The following is a 20240-nucleotide window of genomic DNA, read 5'->3' on the forward strand; positions in this document are numbered from 1 at the left end:
ATGCAGGCGCTCTGCTCCCCCCGCTTCCAGCGCAGCTCAGGCTCACCCGCCTAATCGGGGTCCCATACAAAAGTGCCCACACTTTGCGGCGGCATCGTGTATTGGAACCGGGTTTCGTCCTGCGTCACGACAACCCGGCGCGGCGTCGTATTGCTGTTTACCATCACCAGCACGACCGATCCGTCGGGAGCATTCTGGAAGGCCACATTGTCGAGTCCCTTGTCTGTCGCATTGGATCCCACCCGCACCGCACCGGGCAAGACGAATCGACTGAAGTGGGCGATCGCATAGTATTCATCGTTACGACTCACCTCACCCGTGCGCGAGTCAATCGTAACCACGCCTTTGCAGGCGTCACACCCGCCGAGATGCGGACCATGTTGCTCGTCGAGCGCCAGGTTCCAGTACACGACGCCACGCGCCCAATTCCTGAGCCCGGCGATCAGCAGGTCTCGCGAGAACCACAGCAATTCACCGTTTTTGCTGGACTCCCAGTCACCACCGGAACACTCGGTAATGTAGGCGTCCTTCCTGGGAAACGCGCGATGTACCTGGCTCTGCGTAAACGGGCTGCCCTGGTAGCAATGCCAGGCGACGCCATCGACATAGCGCGCGACATAGGGATCGGCCAGCATGCCCAAGGGTTGCTCTGGCTCGTCCCAGTTGTGGTCCCAACCAAGAATGAGTGTTTTTGGCTTGCGGCTTGCCAACGCCGGACCCAGATACTGCGCGGTGATGCGCGCCCGTGTGGACAGCGGTAAATCCATGCTCGGGTAAGTCAGCGGTATGAAGCCTGGCTCATTTTGCAAGGTCAATGCGAAGATCGGGATGCCGTACTTGCGGTAGGTGTCGACGTATTTGACGAGATAGTCCGCGTACGTACTTTCGAACTTCTCCAGCAACTCCCCACCCAGCAGGTTTTCGCTGATCTTCATCCACGCCGGTGCGCTCCATGGCGTCGCGATGATGTGCAGCTGTGGATTGACCGACAAGACCTCGCGCGTCATCGGTATCACGTCACGCAAATTGGAGGCGACATTGAAATGCTGCAATTGTGGATCGACTTCGCCGGCGGGTAGATCATCCAGCGTGTAGTGCTGCAGCGAGAAGTCCGAGGCCCCGATAGTCAGCCGCATCATGTTCAGATCGAGGTTGGGCGGTGGGCCAAACAGTTCCTGCAACAGCGCGCCACGCTGTCCATCACTCAGCTTGTTCTGCAGCAACCACGCCGACGAATCCGTCAGGGCCGCCCCGAAGCCGACGACGGATTGATATTTCCGGTTGATGTCGATGACCACATCGGCACGTAACGACTCGTCGGCGCTCATCACAATGTCGGGCTGCCGTACCAAACGCAGTCGGCGATCGGCTGTACTCAACCACAGCTCGACAGTGGGCATCGTCGGATGGACCGTCGAGATAACCCTGGGCCTTGCCCTGGGTTGCGTGCGGCGCGGCGCATAAAGGGCAGCCAGTGCGAACAGGCTAATCAACGTGATGGATGCAATAGCTATCCAGCTGGAAACAGGTTTCGACTCATCCATGCCTTATTGTGCCTTGGCCGGGTCCCTGCATCGAGTGCGCCTCAGAACCAGTAGTCAGCGACACATCGGCCGTCGCGTGGCAGATCATCGAACGTATCCAGCCCATCGAAGTGATCGATGGGAATCTGAGCCACGGCTTCGGGCTCGGCAAGACGGAGGTTGACGGCGGTGCGGCGACGCCCCGCCTCATCCGTCTCACGGCCACGCCAGCACACGATGCACCCACAGACCCGGCAGAAGTGGAACTCGATCGCGTTGCCACGAACATAGGCCTGCGTCCGCCCCGAGACGCGAATGCCCTCGTCCACATAGTCGTAGGCCCAGAGCACGCCATAACGGCGGCAGACCGTGCAGTTGCAAGCCGTAGCCCCATCAGGCTGGCCGTCGAACTGCCATTGCACCGCACCGCAGTGGCATGAGCCTTCGATCATCGTTGCTTCCCGTGGCTTGGGCCCATGATAAGTGAATCTGGGCTGCCCGGCTCCGGCTCCCTGGATCTTTGGAACTCAATGGGAACCGAACAGTTTCCGTTTGTGTTGCGGGCGCCTGAAATGGAAGTAGATCAGGATGCTGACCACAGCGGCATAGCTACACCACACCGAGGTGAAGGCATATTGCTTGAGCCACATTACCAGCAGCACACCGACCAGGTTCACTGCGCCGAGCGCGATGATGTATCGGTATCCCGAAAAGAACAGCGAGCCGCAAGTGGCGATCACGTAAAGGACGGCGATCGTCATGATGTTGGTGGCGTCATTCGCGTAGACCACGCTGTAATCGTGTACGTAGATCGCGGTATTGAAATTCAGCAATGCCCAAAGCTGATAAACGGTGAGGCCGGCGCCGAGCACCAGAAACGGCAGCACCATGAGACGGCGATGTCGCCCCGGCTCGATCAACCAGACGCTCAGCGGGATCAGTAGCGGCAACACGCCTTGCGCATAAAGCATGTACACGAAGCCCCACTGTTTGAGGCCACCGAGGGTGGTGTCGCCCATCAAGGCCAGCCACACCGCGCCTTCGGCAAACTGATGGAATGCAAACAACAACGGGATCGAGGCAAAAAGCCATTCCTTGGGATGCCGCGCACACCGGAGGGTGGCAACACCGACGCCAGCGATCAGCGCGCTGCTGACGAAGCTGGCGGTTGCAGAAAAGCACATAGATACCCGTATTCATTGATAGTAAGACGGCGCAGTGTTGACTATCCGAGTATCGATAGATAGCGATTGAAGTGGACCTCGCGCGCCTCTGCTGACCGCTTTAACTTCCCCTGCCCCGATTTCCACATACGATTCGGTTACCTTCCATGGTCACAGGGGTACGGCATGACACGAAGCGAACGCTTGTTGTTTGGACCTGTATCCGCTGCCATTTTTTGTATCGGCGTCGCCGGGTTGGCACTGATGGTCCCTGGCTACAGTCACGTCCACCAGACGGTGAGCGAGATCGGAGAAGTAGGCTCGCCAGCCAGAATCCCCTTCACTGTCATGCTGGCTTGCGTTGCCGCTTGCACCCTGATTTTTGCGTCGGCTATCCGGGACTCCTCATCGCAGGCCGGGCGCTCCAAGGTAGCGGCGTATCTGACAGTCTGTTCGGCGCTGTCTGCCCTGGGAGTGGGCATCTTCGCCTTCCCCCACCCTCTCCACAATGTCTTCGGCCTGTCCGAGCTCATCGGTTACCAGGCGCCGCTGGCCCTTGCGCTTGCCTGCCCGGTAAAGCATAGGCACCCAGTAAACAGGAGAGAGCCTCGTTCCACGCCGCTCAAAAAAGCCAGCCTCAACCAACTTCTCAGCAGTCTTTGAGGATTCATCAACGGAGCAATTCCAAAGAAGAGCAAGCGAATCTAAGGACTGTTGCGCCTTCTTACGCTCAAGCCTCTCCAAGTATGGCTTGAGCGAGGGGTTTTCGGCACATAAGGTCTGGTCGTAGCGAGCCTTTGACACTATAGGAAGTGCAGAGCGGATCGCCGAGTTAGTGAATAACGCAAAGGCCTCAGGCTCAGAGTTACCTAGCTCGTACATCTTCAACTGCTCATCGCGAGCAGCCACTAAAAGGTGGATCAACTCACGTGGAGCAGTTCTCTTGGATCCATCGGCTGTTCGGGAAAGCATCCATTCCAACGTTTTTGGTTTACTTGCCCCAATGTCAATTTGGGTCGGAAACACCTTATAGAAGAATTCGTTTTGCAGCTCCACTGTCGCTAGAATTTCGTCCTTCGTGACTCCGTAGTAAGCACACAGCGCTTCATTTACAGTTAGCCTCCGTACTATCAGATTAAGCAAAGATTGCGAAGTCCAAGATAGCGTTAGAGTTCTTGTTATGTGGCTGGCCTCCCTAAAACCATTAGCGACAATTTTTCGCCAAATATCATCCCGCAAGAAGATCTTCACTTTGATATGTGAAAGCCCCAGCATATCGAGGTATGTCCTGAAAAGCGCCCGAAGCGCATTTCCCTCCAAGATGTCAGAGTCGGCGAAAGCCACGTCGAGTCGATCAAGCACCAGCCAAACCGTGATGCTGACTTGCCTAAAGGCGAGATTTAACGTTTCAAGAAGGGCATCGAGCGACCGGTAGCCAAGCCCATGTTGTTCACTTGTCGGTTCAGCGAGCGTTATTTTACCCGTGTACTTATATCCACTGTGCGGATCTTCCACAGTCGTTTCTATACTTGGAATATATTTCCAAATATATTCATACACTGCCTTCAAACGGCTAACCAAAGTATGATTTTGTGCGAGCAGACCGTTGGCTGAAAGCACCTCAATAACCTGAGCTGCGTTTGCGTTAGACGTTTTTGACGCTGTTAAATGGTGACGGAGATAATGTGCTGCTGTGGCGAGGAAGTACAGCTTCCACAGCGCGCGGAGGCTCTCTTCAGATAGCGGCGGTATTGTTATGAGATCGCGGAATGCCGTCGCGCCTCGGGGGTTTTCTGCACGTATAAAAACGGTTCTACGACCCAAGCGAAGCTCAGGTTCCTTTTCTACTAACAGGGAATACAGCGCGCTTTTACCAGCTCCTTTCGCGCCAAAAACTATATCGACTTCACCGGAAAGTAGTTTTCGCCACTGCTCGGTTTCTACGAAGTAAGAACGAAGGTGGTCTAACTCCTCTTCGGCAATTCTGCTACCGAACCCCGCGCCTGCCAGAACGTCCTGTTGGCCTGTCATCTTGGTTTCCATCGCCACTATTAGCTAAGCGAACGTGAAAGCATGGAGTCTCAAAATTCACCCTGCCACTGCAACGGCAACATGAACTTTCGGGACCACTTCTTATCGAGAAAAGCGACTTTGGCGTCAGTCATCTCGGCCATCATTGCGTAAAATGCTCACCCGCACTTCGAATACCCACAATTCAAACAAGTCTGGCACCCATCCATCAGCACCAGCGCCTGCGTGTTGCACTTCACGCACAGCGTGGCACCAGGCGGAAACCCTGAGGATTCCTCGGCGCTTTTCGCGACTGAAGTCGCTCCCACAGAGGCGGCGTTTACGTCAGAGTTTTTTTTTGCGCCGGCCGCTTCGTACGCGGCGCGCTTCTCGGTGATCAGGCGGCGGGTGGCGTCGTCCATTTCCGGATCGTGGATCAGGCCGATGTTCTTCATGTGCTGTTCGATCACGCCGCCGATCTCGGCGACGATGCTGGGCATGTAGACGCCGCCGGCTTTGAAGTAGCCGCCGCGGGGGTCGAATACGGCTTTCAGCTCTTCGACGATGAAAGTGACGTCGCCGCCTTTGCGGAACACGGCGGAGAGAATGCGGGTGAGCGCCACGATCCACTGGAAGTGGTCCATGTTTTTCGAGTTGATGAAGATCTCGAACGGGCGGCGCAGTTCGTGCGGCGTACCGAGATTGAGCACGATGTCGTTGATGGTGACGTACAGCGCGTGCTCGAACAGCGGTGATTTGATCTTGAAGGTGGAGCCGACCAGGGTCTCGGGGCGTTCCACGCTTTCGTGCATCTGGATCACTTCAGCCATCGGCGCCTCTTTGGGCGCAGCTGCAGTGACCGCGGGGGCGGCAACCTTGTCTTCGGGTTTGACCACGTTGTAGCCGGTGATCTTCTTGTCGATTTTGATTGCCATGTTCGCTTCTTCTGTCGGTGACGTGCGGTGTGTTGAAAGCCTGACCTGCACTGTGTTGCGCTTCACGCACTCATCGGTGCGGAGAGAAAAACATCCGGCCCGACCGTCAGGCCGGGCCGGATGCGGTATCGCTTACTTACGTTTTGCAGCGGCCTTCTTGGCGGCAGGTTTACGTGCCGTCTTGACGCTCGCTTTCTTGCTGGCAGTGGACCTCTTTACCGTCTTGGCGACGGCTTTCTTGCTGGCGGACTTCTTTGCTGCCGCCTTCTTTGGTGCGGCCTTCTTGTTCACACCTTTCTTGGTGCTGGCCGTCTTTTTGCTGCTGACCTTCTTGGTGCTGACCTTCTTTGCAATCTTCTTGGCAACTTTCGTGGCGCCGCTCTTCTTGGCAACCTTCTTGGCCTTGCCGACAACCTTCTTGACGGCCTTCTTCACCGCTTTCTTCGCGGCGGCAGCCTTCTTGACGATTTTCTTGGCGACCTTCTTGGCTGCCTTCTTCACGACCTTCTTGGCGGCTGCCTTTTTCGGCGCAGCTTTCTTGACGGCCTTCTTCGCGGCAGCCTTCTTCACGGTCTTCTTGGCGGCTGCTTTCTTAGGCGCGGCTTTCTTGGCAGCGGCCTTCTTCGGCGCAGCCTTCTTGGCAACGGCCTTCTTCGGTGCAGCCTTCTTCGCAGCGGCCTTCTTGGGCGCAGCTTTCTCCGCTGCAGCCTCTTTCGCCGGAGCGGCCTTCTTCTTGGCAGCTGCCTTTTTCTTCGGTGCGGCAGGTGCCGCAGGTGCTACGGGCACGGCGGCGACCGGTGCCGCGACCGGCGGCGCCGGGACGCTGACGACGGGCACTTCGGTAACGACCGGTGCTTCGTTGCTATTTACTTCAATGGCGGTATCAATGGACATGCTGATGTTCCCCTCCGATGGACTTCTTGAGTTGTCACGCGCCCAAGACGGGCGACGTTTCAGAACTGGCAGTAATTCTTCTGGAACGTACGTGCTCGCGGAGCTTGCAGGAAAATCTCCGCGGCGCACACGTGCCTAGAATTTACCGTAGTAGCCTTCCTTCAGGGCATCGAAGAGATTGGCGGCGGAATGCATTTCACCGTCGTACTCCACCTGCTCGTTGCCTTTCAGTTCGACAACGCTACCGTCTTCCAGCTCGAAGCGGTAGAGGGTGCTTTCAAGGTCGGCTTCTTTCACCAGCACGCCCTGGAACGCAGCAGGGTTGAAACGGAACGTGGTGCATCCCTTCAGGCCCTGCTTATAGGCGTAGAAGTAGATGTCCTTGAAGTCTTCGTAGGGGTAGTCGGTGGGCACGTTCGCGGTCTTGGAGATCGACGAGTCGATCCATTTCTGCGAAGCGGCCTGGATGTCGACATGCTCTTTCGGGCTGATGTCGTCGGCGGAAACGAAGTACTCCGGCAGCTTGCTGGCGACGTCGTCGGTGAACACCTTGGCGTCCGCATTGATCAGTGCGCGGTAGGCGAGCAGCTCGTAGCTGAGCACCTCGACCTTTTCCTTGGACTTCTTGCCCTCGCGGATCACGTTGCGCGAATAGCTGTGGGCGAAGCTCGGCTCGATACCGTTGCTGGCGTTGTTGGCGAGCGACAGCGAGATCGTGCCGGTGGGTGCGATCGAGCTGTGATGGGTGAAGCGCGCGCCGGTTTCGGCGAGCTGCTCAACCAGGTTCGGCGCCACCGTGGCGATGCGCTGCATGTAGCGGCTGTACTTCGCATGCAGCACGCGGCCGGGGATGCTGTCGCCGACCTTGTAGCCGTCGGTGACCATTTCCGGACGCTTGCGCAGCATGTCGCCAGTGACGGTGAAGTCCTGCGTGAGGATCGGGGCCGGGCCCTTTTCCTTGGCCAGATCCAGCGCCATTTCCCAGCCGGCCACGGCCATCTCGCGCGACACATCTTCGGTGAAGCTGACCGCATCGGCGGTGCCGTAGCGGTGCTTCAGCATGGTCAGCGTGGAGCCCAGGCCGAGGAAGCCCATGCCGTGGCGGCGCTTGGATTCGATTTCGTGACGCTGCTGCGGCAACGGCAGGCCGTTGATCTCGACTACGTTGTCGAGCATGCGGGTGAACACTTTCACGACTTCGCGGTACTCGTCCCAGTCGAAACGCGCCTTGGGGCCGAACGGATCGCGCACGAACGTGGTGAGGTTGATCGAGCCGAGCAGGCACGAACCGTAGGGCGGTAACGGTTGCTCACCGCAGGGGTTGGTCGCGCGGATGTGCTCGCACCACCAGTTGTTGTTCATCTCGTTGACCTTGTCGATCAGGATGAACCCGGGCTCGGCGTAGTCATACGTCGAGACCATGATCATGTCCCACAGATGCCGCGCACGGATCGTGCTGTAGACCTTGCAGGCGACCAGGCCGTCTTCGCGATCGACGTAGTTCTCGTGGGTCGGCCATTCGCGCCAGACCACCTTGGCCGGATCAGCGAGATCGATCTCGTGCTGTTCCTTGATGTGCACCGGATAGACCAGCGGCCAGTCGTGGTCGTGCTCCACCGCTTCCATGAAGCCGTCGGTGATCAGCAGCGACAGATTGAACTGACGCAGGCGGCCATCTTCGCGCTTGGCGCGGATGAACTCTTTCGCGTCCGGGTGGCTGATGTCGAACGTGCCCATCTGCGCACCGCGACGACCACCGGCCGAGGACACGGTGAAACACATCTTGTCGTAGATATCCATGAACGACAGCGGGCCGCTGGTATACGCACCGGCGCCCGAGACGTACGCGCCGCGCGGACGCAGCGTGGAAAATTCGTAGCCGATGCCGCAGCCGGCCTTCAGCGTGAGGCCCGCCTCGTGCACTTTCTCCAGGATGTCGTCCATCGAGTCGCGGATGGTGCCCGACACGGTGCAGTTGATCGTGGAGGTGGCCGGCTTGTGCGCCAGCGCGCCGGCGTTGGACGTGATGCGGCCGGCGGGGATCGCACCGCGGCGCAGCGCCCACAGGAAGCGCTCGTACCAGTGACCGCGCAATTCGTCGGTCGCCTCGACGTCCGACAACGCGCGCGCGACGCGCTGATAGGTCTCGTCGATGGTGGCGTCGACCGGCTCGCCGGACTTCGCCTTCAGACGATATTTTTTGTCCCAGATGTCATATGACGCAGGTTGCAGCGGAATGTCCACGGCGGCATCACGATTTGTGGCTGAGTTAGTGGCTGGTGCACGCACTGTGCTCATCGGCTTCCTGACCTCCCGTTGCGGCCTTGCGGCCCGGTTGTTTTTATGTGGTACAGCGGCATCGTTCAGTGTGCATTTGCGGCGATCGACAAGCCATGAGGATTGCCCTCCGACCTATCCGCCGAATGCCTTCGAAGACTACGACTCCCCCTGAAAGAGTGCGACGCTCGGCACCAGTCCTTGTTTATCCGGTAGCATCCAGACACAAGATGTTGTGGTTGCTACCAGGTGGGCAAGTTACCCCCGACGACGCTGGATGTAAAGTACTTGCGACGATCAGGGGGTGATGGAACCGGGCTGGCGGCGGCTGGTCGAATGAGCGCAAACCCCGACGCCCAGGAGGATCTTCATGTCGCAGCGCCGTTTCCGTCTTTTGCATTGGCTTTCCAGCTTGTTTGCCGCCGTCCTGATCGGGGTTTGGCCCGGGACTGGCCGCGCCGCCCTGCCACCGGCAATCAACGGCCAGGCGATGCCGTCGCTGGCACCGATGCTTGAGCATGTGACGCCGGCGGTGGTGAACATCTCCACCAAGACCCGGGTTCAGGTACGCGCCCCGTATTTCAACGATCCGGTCATGCGCCAGTTCTTTGGCCTGCCTACGACGCCACGCGAGCAGGTGCAGCAGAGCCTGGGTTCGGGCGTGATCGTGGATGCGGCCAAGGGCTATGTGCTGACCAACAATCATGTGGTCGGCGGTGCCGACGACATCAGCGTGACCCTGCAGGACGGGCGCACGTTGAAGGGTAAGCTGGTCGGCACCGATCCGGAAACCGACGTCGCCGTGGTGCAGATCACGGCCGATCACCTGCAGGCGCTGCCGCTGGCCGACTCAAGCCAGTTGCGCGTGGGCGATTACGTGGTGGCGGTGGGCGATCCGTTCGGGCTCGGCCAGACGGTGACCGCCGGCATCGTTTCCGCGCTGGGCCGCTCGGGCTTCGGCGAGAAGTCGTCGGGCAGTACGGGCTACCAGAACTTCATCCAGACCGACGCCTCGATCAATCCCGGCAACTCGGGCGGCGCGCTGGTGAATCTGCGCGGCGAGCTGGTGGGTATCAACACGATGATCTTCTCGCCCTCCGGCGGCAACGTCGGCATCGGCTTTGCGATTCCCAGCGCGATCACCAGCGAGGTGATGACGCAATTGCTGGCGCACGGCAAGGTGGAGCGCGGCAGCCTGGGCGTGCAAACACAGCAGATCACCCCGCGCATCGCCCAGTTGCTCGCGCTGAAGAGTCTCAATGGGCTGGTGGTCACCAGCGTCGGCGACGACTCGGCCGCCGAGCACGCGGGCCTGCAGCCGGGCGACGTGCTGACCACGCTCAACGGCAAGCCGCTGAGCAGCGTGCAGCAATTGCACAATGCCGAAGTCCTGCTGCCCCTGGACAGCACGGTACAACTCGGTGTGCTGCGCGGCGGCCAGTCGCATCAGGTCAGTGTGACCCTGAGTGCGGAAAAGCTGGCCAACCTCGATGGCGGCCAGCTGGATCCGCGACTGCGCGGGGTGCGCTTTGCCGAACTGGACCCGGACTTGCGTAGCCAAGGCGTCAGTGGGGTGGCGATCAGTGCGGTGCAGCCGGGTAGCAGTGCGGCGCGCGCCGGGCTGACTACTGATGACGTGGTGATTGGGGTTGGGAGCCAGCGGATTACCAGTCTGCATATGTTGCGGGGGCTTGCCGGGGTGAAGCCGCGGCAGTTGGTGTTGGTGGTGATTGATGCTGATGGGTCACGGTATGTTGTGGTTGATTAGTGCTTTGGGGTGTGGATCGCTGCGGGGTGGCCCTTCGACTTCGCTGCGCTACGCTCAGGGCGAACGGATTAAAAAAGGCGCTCAGAGCGAACGGATCGGAAAAACCCGTGCAGGGCGAACGGATCGGGCGTCCAGGGAGAACGGATCAAAAAACGCTCAGCGAGAACGGATTGAGCGTGATATTGCGGGCCGACTGAACAGCTGAGACAACGGGCCAAAACAGCCAGGAATGGCTTTTCGGCCCTGTTCCGCCGCACAAACTGGCGCACTGCCCCGCGCAAACGCATGAAAGTGCTTGATGTTTTGTGTTCAGGCCGATGAAATACGATGTCTGCTTCACCGTCTGTGCGCCTTCAACACGCCATACTGATCTCACCACACTACTGATGCCGGGGTTCTCCACCACCATGTCCGTCCGTCTTACCCGTTTGCTGTCCTTCACCCTGATCGGGGCCTGCCTCACCACTTCCGCCTTTGCTGCCAAGACCCCTACGCATTCGACGACGCACAAGGCCGCTAGCTCCTCGAAAGAATGCGCGCTGATCTGGCGTGGCGACGTCGCCACGGCGCAGGGTGTTGTCACCCAGGTGGCGCTGGCGTGGCAGAAGGCCGGTCACGGCTGTATCGGACTGCAGCCGTTCAACACGGCTTCCGGTCTGGACGCGGTGGCGATGGGTAGCGCGGATCTGGCCGGCAGCGCTCGCGCCAGCGACGCCAGCGCCGAAGATGCGAATCTCACATTTACCCCGGTGGCATGGGATGCCCTGGTGCTGATCACCCAGGCGTCCAACCCGATCAGCAGCCTCTCGCTGAAGCAGGTGCATGACATCTACTACGGCAAGATCACCAACTGGAGCGAAGTCGGCGGCTCGAATGCACCGATCGACCTGTACGCGGTGGCCAGCCCCGGCGATGGCGTCGAGTACAGCCTGCGCGAACTGCTGTTCGGCCGTGGCGACCAGTCCGTCGCCGCGCCGCGGCTTTACGTCAACACGCATCAGCTCGAAGCTGGCGTGAACCTGAATCCGAATGGCCTCGGTGTCGCCACGCTGGCCGACATCAGCAGCAACCCCAACATCAAGGCGATCCCGATCAACGGCGTCGCCCCGAACGCCACCAGTATCGGCAATGGCAGCTATGTGCTGTTTACCCCGCTGTATCTGGTGAGCAATCCGCGTAGCCCGAAGGCCGCCAAGGTCAGTGAATTCATCGCGTTCCTGCAGACCGATTCGGCGAAGGCCGCGATGCGCCTGCACGCGGTCCTGCCGTACCAGGATGGCGCCGCACTCGTTGAAGCGGACAGCGCCCGTCGCAGCAAGATTCTCGCGGAAACCGGCGAGACGGCACACCCGATCAACCGTGCGCCGCCCGCACCGGCAGAAGCAAGCACCACATCACGTGTCGCGGCGACCACTGCCGTAAGCAACTCGATGGCTTCGGGGCAGGCCATGGATCATCGCAGCGATCAGGCCGGCGGCACGAGCAAGAGCTCGGGCAGCAGCAAGGACGGCGCAACTTACACCGTGGCCAAGGGCGACACGCTGTCCTCGATTGCCAAGACGCATTCGGTCGAAGTGAGCCAGCTGCGCGAGTGGAACAACCTCAAGGGCGACAACATCAAGCTTGGCCAGACGTTGCGCGTCAGCAGCAACTGATCAGCACAATGGGTGACGTGCGGATACTTGCACTCACGCTGGATCTGGACGACACCCTGTGGCCGGTGCTGCCGGCACTGGAGCGTGCCGATCATGCGGTCGACGCGTGGCTGCGACAGCACCACCCTGACGTAGCTCGCGCATGGCCGATTGCGGCCATGCGCGAGTTGCGCGCCCAGGTAGCCGCCGAGCGGATCGACCTGGCGCACGACTTCACCACCCAGCGCCAGCTCACCATGCAACAGGCGTTTGCGGCCTGCGGTATCGCCGCCGCGCCGATCGACGACTTGTGGGAAATCTACTTCGCGGCGCGCAACAGCGTGGAGCTCTATCCGGACAGCCTGCCCGCACTTCAGCGGATCACCGCACGCTGGCCACTGGCAAGCCTGACCAACGGCAACGCCGACCTGCAACGGGTCGGCATCCACACCCATTTCGCGCATCACATCTGCGCACGCGACACGGGCACCGCGAAGCCGGACGCGCGAATTTTTCTGGCCGCCGCCGAGCGGCTTGGCGTGTCTCCGGCGCAGATCCTGCACGTCGGCGACGATCCGGAAATGGACATGGTCGGCGCACGTGATGCCGGCCTGCGCACGGCCTGGATCAATCGCAGCGGACAGCCCTGGCCTGCCGACTTGGGGCCTGCGCCCGAGCTCGATCTGCGCGACATGACCGCGCTGGCCGACTGGCTCGATGCGCAGCATCCCGCGACGTAGGCAAGCACCCGCCAAACGCGCATTATTGGCGACCTCAACGCCAGCTATCCCACGGCATCCATGCCGCCGCCAGCACCAGGAACCCCCATGTCTGCCCTGATCGAACGCCAGTCCGGCGCCCGCGACCACAGTATTGCCATCGAGACCACCGACGCGGCGCACTTCGCCGCCACGCGTCGACGGCTCACGGCCGCGCAACGCCGCTGGCTGGCCGACAGCGGCTTCGTGGCAGCCCCCGGCACGTTTGCGCTGCTCGCCGATATCGATGGCAAGCTGGTGCGCGTACTGGTCGGCGTCGATGCGCAGGACGCACTCGGGGCATTGGCCGCCCTGCCGGGCGTCTTGCCCGAGGCGAGTTACCACCTGGCCGCCGAGAACGTGTTGACCGATGCGACACAGGCCGCCCTGGGCTGGGCGCTCGGCGCCTATCAATTCAACCGCTATCGCAAGCCCAAACGCGCGCCGGCCCGACTCGCCGTAGACGCCGCCGATCTGCAACAGCTGGCGCCGCTGGTGGAGGCCACCGCGCAGGTGCGCGACCTGGTCAACACACCGACCGAGGACATGGGTCCGAAGCAACTCGCCGAGGCCGTCAAGCAACTCGGCAAGACGCACAAGGCAAAGGTGCGCGAGTGGGTCGGCGACGAATTGTTGAAGGCGAACTTCCCGACCATCCATACGGTGGGCCGGGCCAGCGAGCGCGCACCGCGAATGGTCGAGCTGAGCTGGGGCAAGAGCAGCGATCCGAAACTGGTGGTGATCGGCAAGGGCGTGTGCTTCGACACCGGCGGCCTCGATCTCAAACCCACCGATGGCATGCGCAACATGAAAAAGGACATGGGCGGCGCCGCGCACGCTATCGCGCTGGCTGCGCTGATCATGCAGGCGAAGCTGCCGGTGCGGCTGACCCTGCTGATTCCGGCGGTGGAGAACGCCGTGTCCGGTAACGCCATGCGCCCGGGCGATGTGATCACCACGCGTGCCGGCATCAGCGTGGAAGTCGACAACACCGACGCCGAGGGGCGGCTGGTGTTGTGCGATGCGATCACCTACGCCGGCGAACAGAAGCCCGACCTGATCGTCGATTTCGCCACGCTCACCGGCGCCGCACGCGTCGCGCTCGGCCCGGACCTGCCGGTGCTGTTTGCGAACCGCGACGAACTGGCCGAAGGCGTGCTGGCCGCCGGCCGAACCGTGAACGACCCGCTGTGGCGGCTGCCGCTATGGCGCCCCTATCGCAGGATGCTTGACTCCGCCGTCGCCGATATCGCCAATGCCGGCCCCTCGCGCCATGCCGGCGCCATCACCGCGGCGCTATACTTGGAGCGCTTCGTGCCCGATGCCACACCATGGCTGCATCTGGACACCTATGCCTGGAACGATGCCGATCGCCCCGGTCGCCCACGCGGTGGCGAGGCGCTGGGTCTGCGGGCGTTCTTCGCCTTCCTGCAGCAACGCTATCGCGGTTGAGCGCACTCAAGGTGCTCTTGTGGGAGCGACTTCAGTCGCGATCGCTTCTTGGTGCAAACCTCAGGAGCATCGCGACTGAAGTCGCTCCCACAGTCTTTTGCGCCCTCGGGCAGGCCACGCGTAGGTTGGGGTGAGCACAGCGATGCCCAACAGGCCTGCGGGGAAGCTCGAGGTAATTGTTGGGCATCGCTGCGCTCACCCCAACCTACTTTGCTGACGGATTCGACCGTTTAAAACAGCGCCTTGGCGCTGTTTTTTTTGTGCCAAAGCAATCGCCGTGACGGTGGTAGCACACAAATGTTACAGAGTCGTTGTCTTTGGGCAGCTGGCCGTGTGATCCTACGGTGGCTCTTTGCTGCTGGCGCATAGGGCGCTCATTCTTGCGAGCCGGCCTTGCATGGCGCGATCTGCAAGTGCCCAGCCAGCGGTGTTTTACCCGATGTAGAGCGGTTCGTGACGCCAAACGTGCCATGGGGAGGGAATATCGGTGTGCAATGCCGACGGCAGATGGATCGATTCAAGAGATCGTGTACGCAAGTCTCTGCGCGGCTCCAGCAGCCAGGTGCATGGCAGCCGCAAGCCTGTGCGCATCATCCGCAGCCATGGGAGCAACGAACGCCTCGTTCATGACATCGCCTAAAGACCACTCTCGATATCTCACTTGGCAGCAGCATCGATACGGGTGCCATCGGCACCTGCAAAGAAGGGGGACGAACAACCAGCGGGCCGCACTGTATCCCGCTCGAGTTCAAAGCACGCAGATCATTTGAAAGCAGTGACTGCCATGACTTTCCGCACGCGGGGCGCGTCGGGAGCCATGACCGGACTGCCGAGCAAGTCTTGTATTGGGGGGTAACGATGAAAAACACCACTGGGGACAACACATGAAATACAACCAGAATCACTTGTCATTGGCAGTTCGACTGGCACTGAGCGTGGGCTTCATGACCACCGCTGGCGTGGTCCAGGCACAGCAGCAAACCAGCACCAGCGATACCAGCACCACGACCACGACCACCAGCACCACGCAGACACCACCGGCCACGCCCGAGGCCAGCAAGGCCAAGACACTCAACGCGGTGGTTGTCACCGGCTCGCTGATTCGGCGTGTCGATCTGGAAACGGCCAGTCCGGTCGTGACGCTTGATCGCACCAATATCTTGAATTCCGGTAAACCGACCCTGGGTGACGTGCTGCAGCAGCTCCCCAGCGTTTCCGGTAACGCGACGAACCCATCGAACAACAGCAACGGTGGTGGTGGTGCCAGCCCGACATTGGAAGGCGGTGATGGCGCCTCGCGCATCTCGCTGCGCGGCCTGGGTGAAAGCCGCACGCTGGTGCTGATCGATGGTCAGCGCATGGCCAATGCCGATCTGAACATGATCCCGCAAAGCATGATCTCGCGGGTGGACGTGCTGGCCGAAGGTGCTTCGACGGTCTATGGCTCGGACGCCATCGGCGGCGTGGTCAATTTCATCCTGCGCAAGGATTACACCGGCGCCGAGTTCAGCCTCAATGACGGCATTTCCAGCCATGGCGATGGCCAGCGGCGTGGCTTCAACCTTACCGTGGGCGACAGCGGCGAGAAAGGCAGCATCGTCGCCGGTCTGGATTACAACAAATACGATCCCGTGCTGACGACCAAGCGCGGCTTCTCGACGTCGCCACTCTACCTGTCCAGCGGCAAGGTCAGCGCGGCAGGCTCCAGCAGCCTTCCGACCGGCCGCATCCAGGTACCCACAGGCATAGCGAACCAGTACGGTTGCGCGATCAACTCCACGGGTACTTCGCTCGTCACGCTGGCGCAAGGCAATGGGTCGAGCCTCAGCGATTACCGCTGCCGTACGTCCGACGACACGTTCAACTACAACGCCTATAACTACATCCAGACGCAGCAAGAGCGCGAGGACGTCTTCGCACTGGCCACCTACAAGTTGTCGGACAACGTGACGTTCTTCGCCGACATGTTCTTCAACCACACTCTGTCCAGCGGACAGGATGCGCCAGCACCCACCGGCGTGGGTGACGGCTGGACCGTGCTGTCCAGCAACCCGATCAACCCGTTCGGCGTCACCTTCAGCGCCAACACCATTCCCGGCGACCCGAACAGCGGCTACGGCTTCAACACCCGGCTTACCGGACTGGGTACGCGCCTGCATACCTTCACCACCGACAATGCCCAGATCAACACCGGCGTGCGCGGTGCCTTCGGCAACACGTCGTGGACCTGGGACGCCTCGGTCGACTATGGCCATACCAACCGCGAGCAGCGCGACTACAACGAAGTCAACGTCGCTGCATTCCAGAACGCGATCAACAATGGCGTGAACATCTTCGACCAGGCCGATCCGACCGTGTCCAAAGCGCTGGCGGCTGGCGTGGATACGCCGATCTACACCCTGGACAAGACCACCAAGCAGTTCCAGTACGACTCCAGTGGCGAGATGTTTGATATGCCAGCCGGTGCGGCGCAGCTGTCAGTAGGCGCCCTGTACCGTAAGGAATCGATGAACTATCAGGTGACCAGCGATGCGATCCTCGACCCCACCACCGGCACCTGCCAAGTGCTGCAGGAAGCTTGCGGCTCGCCGGGCCGAGGCAGCTACGACGTCAAGGAGCTTTACGCCGAAGCCCTGTTTCCGCTGCTCTCCGAGCAACCCTGGGCACACTCGCTGAATCTCGACCTGGGCGTACGCTCGTCTGACTACAGCACCACCGGGACAACCACCAACGGCAAGATCGCGATCGAGTGGAGGCCCATCCCCGACCTGCTGGTACGCGGCACGATTTCACAGGTGTTCCGTGCGCCCAATCTCGATGAGCTCTACGACGGACGCACGATCGGTGGCCCGACGCTGAACGATCCTTGCGCCGGCCTCTCGGCGGCCGAGCTCGCGCAGCATGCCGCTGCCTGCCAGTCCGTTCCGGTCAACTGGGCCGGCAACCCCAACCCGCAGGTTACTGCCTACTCCTCCGGCGCCGCAGCGGTGGGCGCCAGCTTGAAGCCGGAGAAAGGCAAGTCCGTCGATTTCGGCCTGGTCTACGATCCGCAGTGGTTGCCGGGCCTGTCGACCTCCGTCGATTTCTGGCACATCTACCTGACCGACCTGCTGACCCAGATTACCGCTCAGACGGTGGTCAACTCCTGCTACGCCAATGGCGATAGCCCGTACTGCTCGTACATCAACCGCATTGGCACCAACAGCCAGAACCCCGGTCAGATCCTTTACATCGCCACCCCCGTGGTCAATCTGGGCAACCTGAGCACGACCGGCATCGACTACACCCTGAACTACCAGATCCCGCACTTCAACATAGGCAGCGTTGATCCCGGTAACTTCAAGGCCAGCCTGAATACCACGTACATCTCCACCTACAACAACGACGCCACCCCGGGTCAGCCCGGTGCCCAAACGATCAACTACGCCGGCACTTACACCCAGCAGTTCGGCAACATTTCACGCTGGCGCGCCACGGCGACGTTGAACTGGCTCATGGGCAACTGGAGCGCCCAGTGGCAGACCCGTTACATCAACCACCTCACCAACCTCGGTGCCGACGCGGTGACCCTCGCCAACGCACCGATGGCTGCGGTCACGTATCAGGCGCTGCAGGTTGGCTATGAGATACCGATCATCCACACCCGTTTTGATGTGGGTGTGGACAATATCTTCAACAAGATCCCGCCGCTGATCTACCAGAACGGCTTGAACTACAACGTGGACACAGCGACCTACGACACCCTCGGGCGTTACTACTGGGCCCGTGCCACGGTCAAGTTCTGATCGTTGAACGAACAGGGGCCGAGACGCAGTGTCTCGGCCCTTTTTGATTGAGAGCCCGTCTATCATCTCCCCTTGGCTCGCGTTGCCTTCGGGCTTCGGGGAGAGGATAAACAGGCTCCAGGTGCAACGACAGGATGACCGATCGACAAAGCCCGTCTGACGTGAACGCTCAGCGCCTCACGACGGCCATTTCAGCAGCCTACAACGCTGGAGAGATGGAACGAGTCATCGCCCTCGCCACGCAAGCCGGCGAATCAGGTCAGAGCAACGAATTCATCCAGCTGCTACTCGGCACGGCGCAACAGGCCAGCCATCTTTACAGCGCATCTGTAGCGACCTTTCTGCGGCTGACCGCGGACCATCCGGCAGTCTCGGCGTACTGGAACAATCTGGCACTCGCGCAGCAACAACTCGGCGATGCGGCAGCTTCCGAGCTGGCCTTCCAGACCGCCAGCTCGCTGGCACCTGACGATGCCGAGATCCTCTACAACCTTGGACTGCTCTTGATCAGTGAGCGACGCTGGCCCCAGGCCCGCGAGACGCTCATGGACGCCGTCCAGCTCAACCCCGATTTCATCGAAGCGCGGCTGCAGGCTGCTTACGCCTGCTACATCTGCGGCGACAACAGCGGGCAGGAAGTCATGTTGACCGGCGCCGCTGAATGGCCAGCGCAGCCAGCTGACCAGGCGATGATCCTGGCAGACATGCTTTCAGTGCAGGGCGATACCGATGCGGCCTTGCGCGCACTGGCGATGGCCACGTTGCCCGAAGCGTCCGAAGCGGAGGCCTCACGACTGCGGCTCGCATCGCACCGCGTTGGGCTGTACGAAAGAAGCAACCAGCTGACACTGGCCCGCGAGACGTTGCTGCAGTTGCCGCTGGACCTGCTCGACATGTTGCCAGCCGAAGACGTGCGCACGCGCAGCGCCTGCTGGAGCGCACACGCCGCCGTGGCGTTGCGCGATGGCCGCCATGCGGACGCTGCCGAACTGTATCGCCATGTGCTCGCCATCGCTTCCGATGAGGAAAGCACCGCCAGCGCAAGCTTCGGATTGGCCCAGGCCTGCGACCGGCAAGCGCGATACGTCGAGGCCTGGCAAGCAGCCGAGGGTGCCCACACCGCGCAACTGGGCACCGCACGCGAGATCGTCCCGGAACTGCTGGCCGCCGACAGCAAGCCACTGCAGATGGCGGAGCGCATCGTCAGCCACCTCGAGTACGCCCGCTGGACGTCCCTGCCCGCGCCGCAAGGCAGGCAGAACCCGGTCTTTGTCGTCGGCTTCCCGCGTTCGGGCACCACCCTGCTCGAACAGATGCTGGATGCGCACCCCGATTTCCGCTCGATGGACGAGCGCGCCTTCATCCACGAATTGACCGAGCGCATGGAGTTGGTCGGCCAGCATTACCCGGCGGATCTGGCAAACCTGACCCGGACGGATGCCGACCAACTGCGTGCCGTCTATGCGCGAATGGTCGGCAAAGTTCTTCCCGACCTTGGCGTCAAGCGACTGGTCGACAAGAATCCGCTCAACATGCTGTGCCTGCCGATGATCATGCGGCTGTTTCCCGAGGCGCCGATCATCCTGTGCCTGCGACATCCCTGCGACGTGCTCCTCAGTTGCTACTTGCAGCCGTTCCGCTCGCCCGCCTACATGGTGATGTGCTCGTCACTGCAGCGGTTGGCGGAAGGCTACGTGCAGGCGTTTGAGCAGTGGCACAAACAGGTCCAGGTGTTCAGTCCGCACCTGCTCGAATGGCGCTACGAATCGGTGGTCGGCGACTTCAACGCGAACGTCGCCAGTCTCGGCGAGTTCCTCGAACTCGAGGATGCCTCGCCGATGGCCCTGTTTGCCGAACATGCGCGTGGCAAGCGGTTCATCAGCACGCCGAGCTACGCCCAGGTGACCCAGGGCATCAGCAACAAGGCGGTCAATCGCTGGCATGCCTACCGCGACATGTTCGAGCCCGTGCTGCCGACGCTGCGCCCCATCATGCAGCGACTGGGCTATGCCGAGTGACGCTTGCCATCGGTCCCAATACG

General features: G+C 61.0%; 14 protein-coding genes. 6 read left to right on the forward strand and 8 right to left on the reverse strand.

All coding sequences use genetic code 11. The annotated features are described in order from the left end of the window. Positions 1-50 precede the first annotated feature (50 nt). The 7 genes from HDE77_RS19010 to HDE77_RS19040 all read right to left on the reverse strand — a co-directional run bounded on the left by HDE77_RS19010 (position 51) and on the right by HDE77_RS19040 (position 8823). The gene (locus HDE77_RS19010) at positions 51-1544 is read right to left on the reverse strand and encodes a glycoside hydrolase family 30 beta sandwich domain-containing protein (protein ID WP_184419493.1); all 1494 of its coding nucleotides are present in this window, start codon (positions 1542-1544) and stop codon (positions 51-53) included. A gap of 41 nt (positions 1545-1585) precedes the next feature. Further along, entirely contained in the window at positions 1586-1975 is a 390-nt protein-coding gene (locus HDE77_RS19015; protein ID WP_184419494.1) for a GFA family protein, read from the reverse strand. Positions 1976-2050: 75 nt separating this feature from the next. Further along, positions 2051-2707 (reverse strand): DUF6629 family protein, encoded by a 657-nt coding sequence (locus tag HDE77_RS19020; protein WP_184419495.1) that lies wholly within the window; start codon positions 2705-2707, stop codon positions 2051-2053. A gap of 384 nt (positions 2708-3091) precedes the next feature. After that, positions 3092-4717, reverse strand: a complete 1626-nt coding sequence (locus HDE77_RS20630; RefSeq protein ID WP_255482821.1) for a hypothetical protein — start codon at positions 4715-4717, stop codon at positions 3092-3094. Between the two features lie 158 nt (positions 4718-4875). Then, positions 4876-5631, reverse strand: a complete 756-nt coding sequence (locus HDE77_RS19030) for an NrdJb (protein WP_184419522.1) — start codon at positions 5629-5631, stop codon at positions 4876-4878. A 132-nt stretch (positions 5632-5763) separates the two neighbouring features. Then, the gene (locus HDE77_RS19035) at positions 5764-6654 is read right to left on the reverse strand and encodes a hypothetical protein (RefSeq protein WP_343206139.1); all 891 of its coding nucleotides are present in this window, start codon (positions 6652-6654) and stop codon (positions 5764-5766) included. 6 nt (positions 6655-6660) lie between these two features. Continuing rightward, positions 6661-8823: an adenosylcobalamin-dependent ribonucleoside-diphosphate reductase gene (locus HDE77_RS19040; protein ID WP_184419497.1), complete on the reverse strand. Its 2163-nt coding sequence runs from the start codon at positions 8821-8823 to the stop codon at positions 6661-6663. A gap of 349 nt (positions 8824-9172) precedes the next feature. Between HDE77_RS19040 and HDE77_RS19045 the strand changes: the two genes are divergently transcribed. Further along, entirely contained in the window at positions 9173-10570 is a 1398-nt protein-coding gene (locus HDE77_RS19045) for a Do family serine endopeptidase (protein ID WP_184419498.1), read from the forward strand. 145 nt (positions 10571-10715) lie between these two features. Here HDE77_RS19045 and HDE77_RS19050 read toward each other — a convergent pair whose 3' ends face one another. After that, positions 10716-10979 carry a hypothetical protein gene (locus HDE77_RS19050; protein WP_184419499.1) on the reverse strand — a complete coding sequence of 88 codons (264 nt, stop codon included), beginning with the start codon at positions 10977-10979 and terminating at the stop codon, positions 10716-10718. Here HDE77_RS19050 and HDE77_RS19055 point away from each other — a divergent pair. The 5 genes from HDE77_RS19055 (at position 10978) to HDE77_RS19075 (ending at position 20217) form a co-directional block, all read left to right on the forward strand. Continuing rightward, complete coding sequence (locus HDE77_RS19055) at positions 10978-12225, forward strand: substrate-binding domain-containing protein (RefSeq protein WP_184419500.1); 1248 nt, start codon at positions 10978-10980, stop codon at positions 12223-12225. The two genes, HDE77_RS19050 and HDE77_RS19055, sit on opposite strands and share 2 nt — an antisense overlap. Positions 12226-12242: 17 nt before the next feature. Beyond that, the gene (locus tag HDE77_RS19060) at positions 12243-12944 is read left to right on the forward strand and encodes an HAD family hydrolase (RefSeq protein WP_343206141.1); all 702 of its coding nucleotides are present in this window, start codon (positions 12243-12245) and stop codon (positions 12942-12944) included. Positions 12945-13031: 87 nt separating this feature from the next. Next, entirely contained in the window at positions 13032-14414 is a 1383-nt protein-coding gene (locus HDE77_RS19065) for a leucyl aminopeptidase family protein (RefSeq protein WP_184419502.1), read from the forward strand. Positions 14415-15298: 884 nt separating this feature from the next. Beyond that, positions 15299-18199 carry a TonB-dependent receptor gene (locus HDE77_RS19070; RefSeq protein WP_184419503.1) on the forward strand — a complete coding sequence of 967 codons (2901 nt, stop codon included), beginning with the start codon at positions 15299-15301 and terminating at the stop codon, positions 18197-18199. A gap of 134 nt (positions 18200-18333) precedes the next feature. Then, complete coding sequence (locus HDE77_RS19075; RefSeq protein WP_184419504.1) at positions 18334-20217, forward strand: sulfotransferase; 1884 nt, start codon at positions 18334-18336, stop codon at positions 20215-20217. Positions 20218-20240 lie beyond the last annotated feature (23 nt).

Origin of the sequence: Rhodanobacter sp. MP7CTX1, from assembly GCF_014205795.1 — a bacterium.
In the GTDB taxonomy this organism is placed as follows: Bacteria; Pseudomonadota; Gammaproteobacteria; order Xanthomonadales; family Rhodanobacteraceae; genus Rhodanobacter.

What these genes read in the sequence shown, in the direction of transcription:
- HDE77_RS19010 (WP_184419493.1), bottom strand. Translation starts at nt 1,544, where the DNA reads ATGGATGAGTCGAAACCTGTTTCCAGCTGGATAGCTATTGCATCCATC.
- HDE77_RS19015 (WP_184419494.1), bottom strand. Translation starts at nt 1,975, where the DNA reads ATGATCGAAGGCTCATGCCACTGCGGTGCGGTGCAATGGCAGTTCGAC.
- HDE77_RS19020 (WP_184419495.1), bottom strand. Translation starts at nt 2,707, where the DNA reads ATGTGCTTTTCTGCAACCGCCAGCTTCGTCAGCAGCGCGCTGATCGCT.
- HDE77_RS20630 (WP_255482821.1), bottom strand. Translation starts at nt 4,717, where the DNA reads ATGACAGGCCAACAGGACGTTCTGGCAGGCGCGGGGTTCGGTAGCAGA.
- HDE77_RS19030 (WP_184419522.1), bottom strand. Translation starts at nt 5,631, where the DNA reads ATGGCAATCAAAATCGACAAGAAGATCACCGGCTACAACGTGGTCAAA.
- HDE77_RS19040 (WP_184419497.1), bottom strand. Translation starts at nt 8,823, where the DNA reads ATGAGCACAGTGCGTGCACCAGCCACTAACTCAGCCACAAATCGTGAT.
- HDE77_RS19045 (WP_184419498.1), top strand. Translation starts at nt 9,173, where the DNA reads ATGTCGCAGCGCCGTTTCCGTCTTTTGCATTGGCTTTCCAGCTTGTTT.
- HDE77_RS19055 (WP_184419500.1), top strand. Translation starts at nt 10,978, where the DNA reads ATGTCCGTCCGTCTTACCCGTTTGCTGTCCTTCACCCTGATCGGGGCC.
- HDE77_RS19050 (WP_184419499.1), bottom strand. Translation starts at nt 10,979, where the DNA reads ATGGTGGTGGAGAACCCCGGCATCAGTAGTGTGGTGAGATCAGTATGG.
- HDE77_RS19065 (WP_184419502.1), top strand. Translation starts at nt 13,032, where the DNA reads ATGTCTGCCCTGATCGAACGCCAGTCCGGCGCCCGCGACCACAGTATT.
- HDE77_RS19070 (WP_184419503.1), top strand. Translation starts at nt 15,299, where the DNA reads ATGAAATACAACCAGAATCACTTGTCATTGGCAGTTCGACTGGCACTG.
- HDE77_RS19075 (WP_184419504.1), top strand. Translation starts at nt 18,334, where the DNA reads ATGACCGATCGACAAAGCCCGTCTGACGTGAACGCTCAGCGCCTCACG.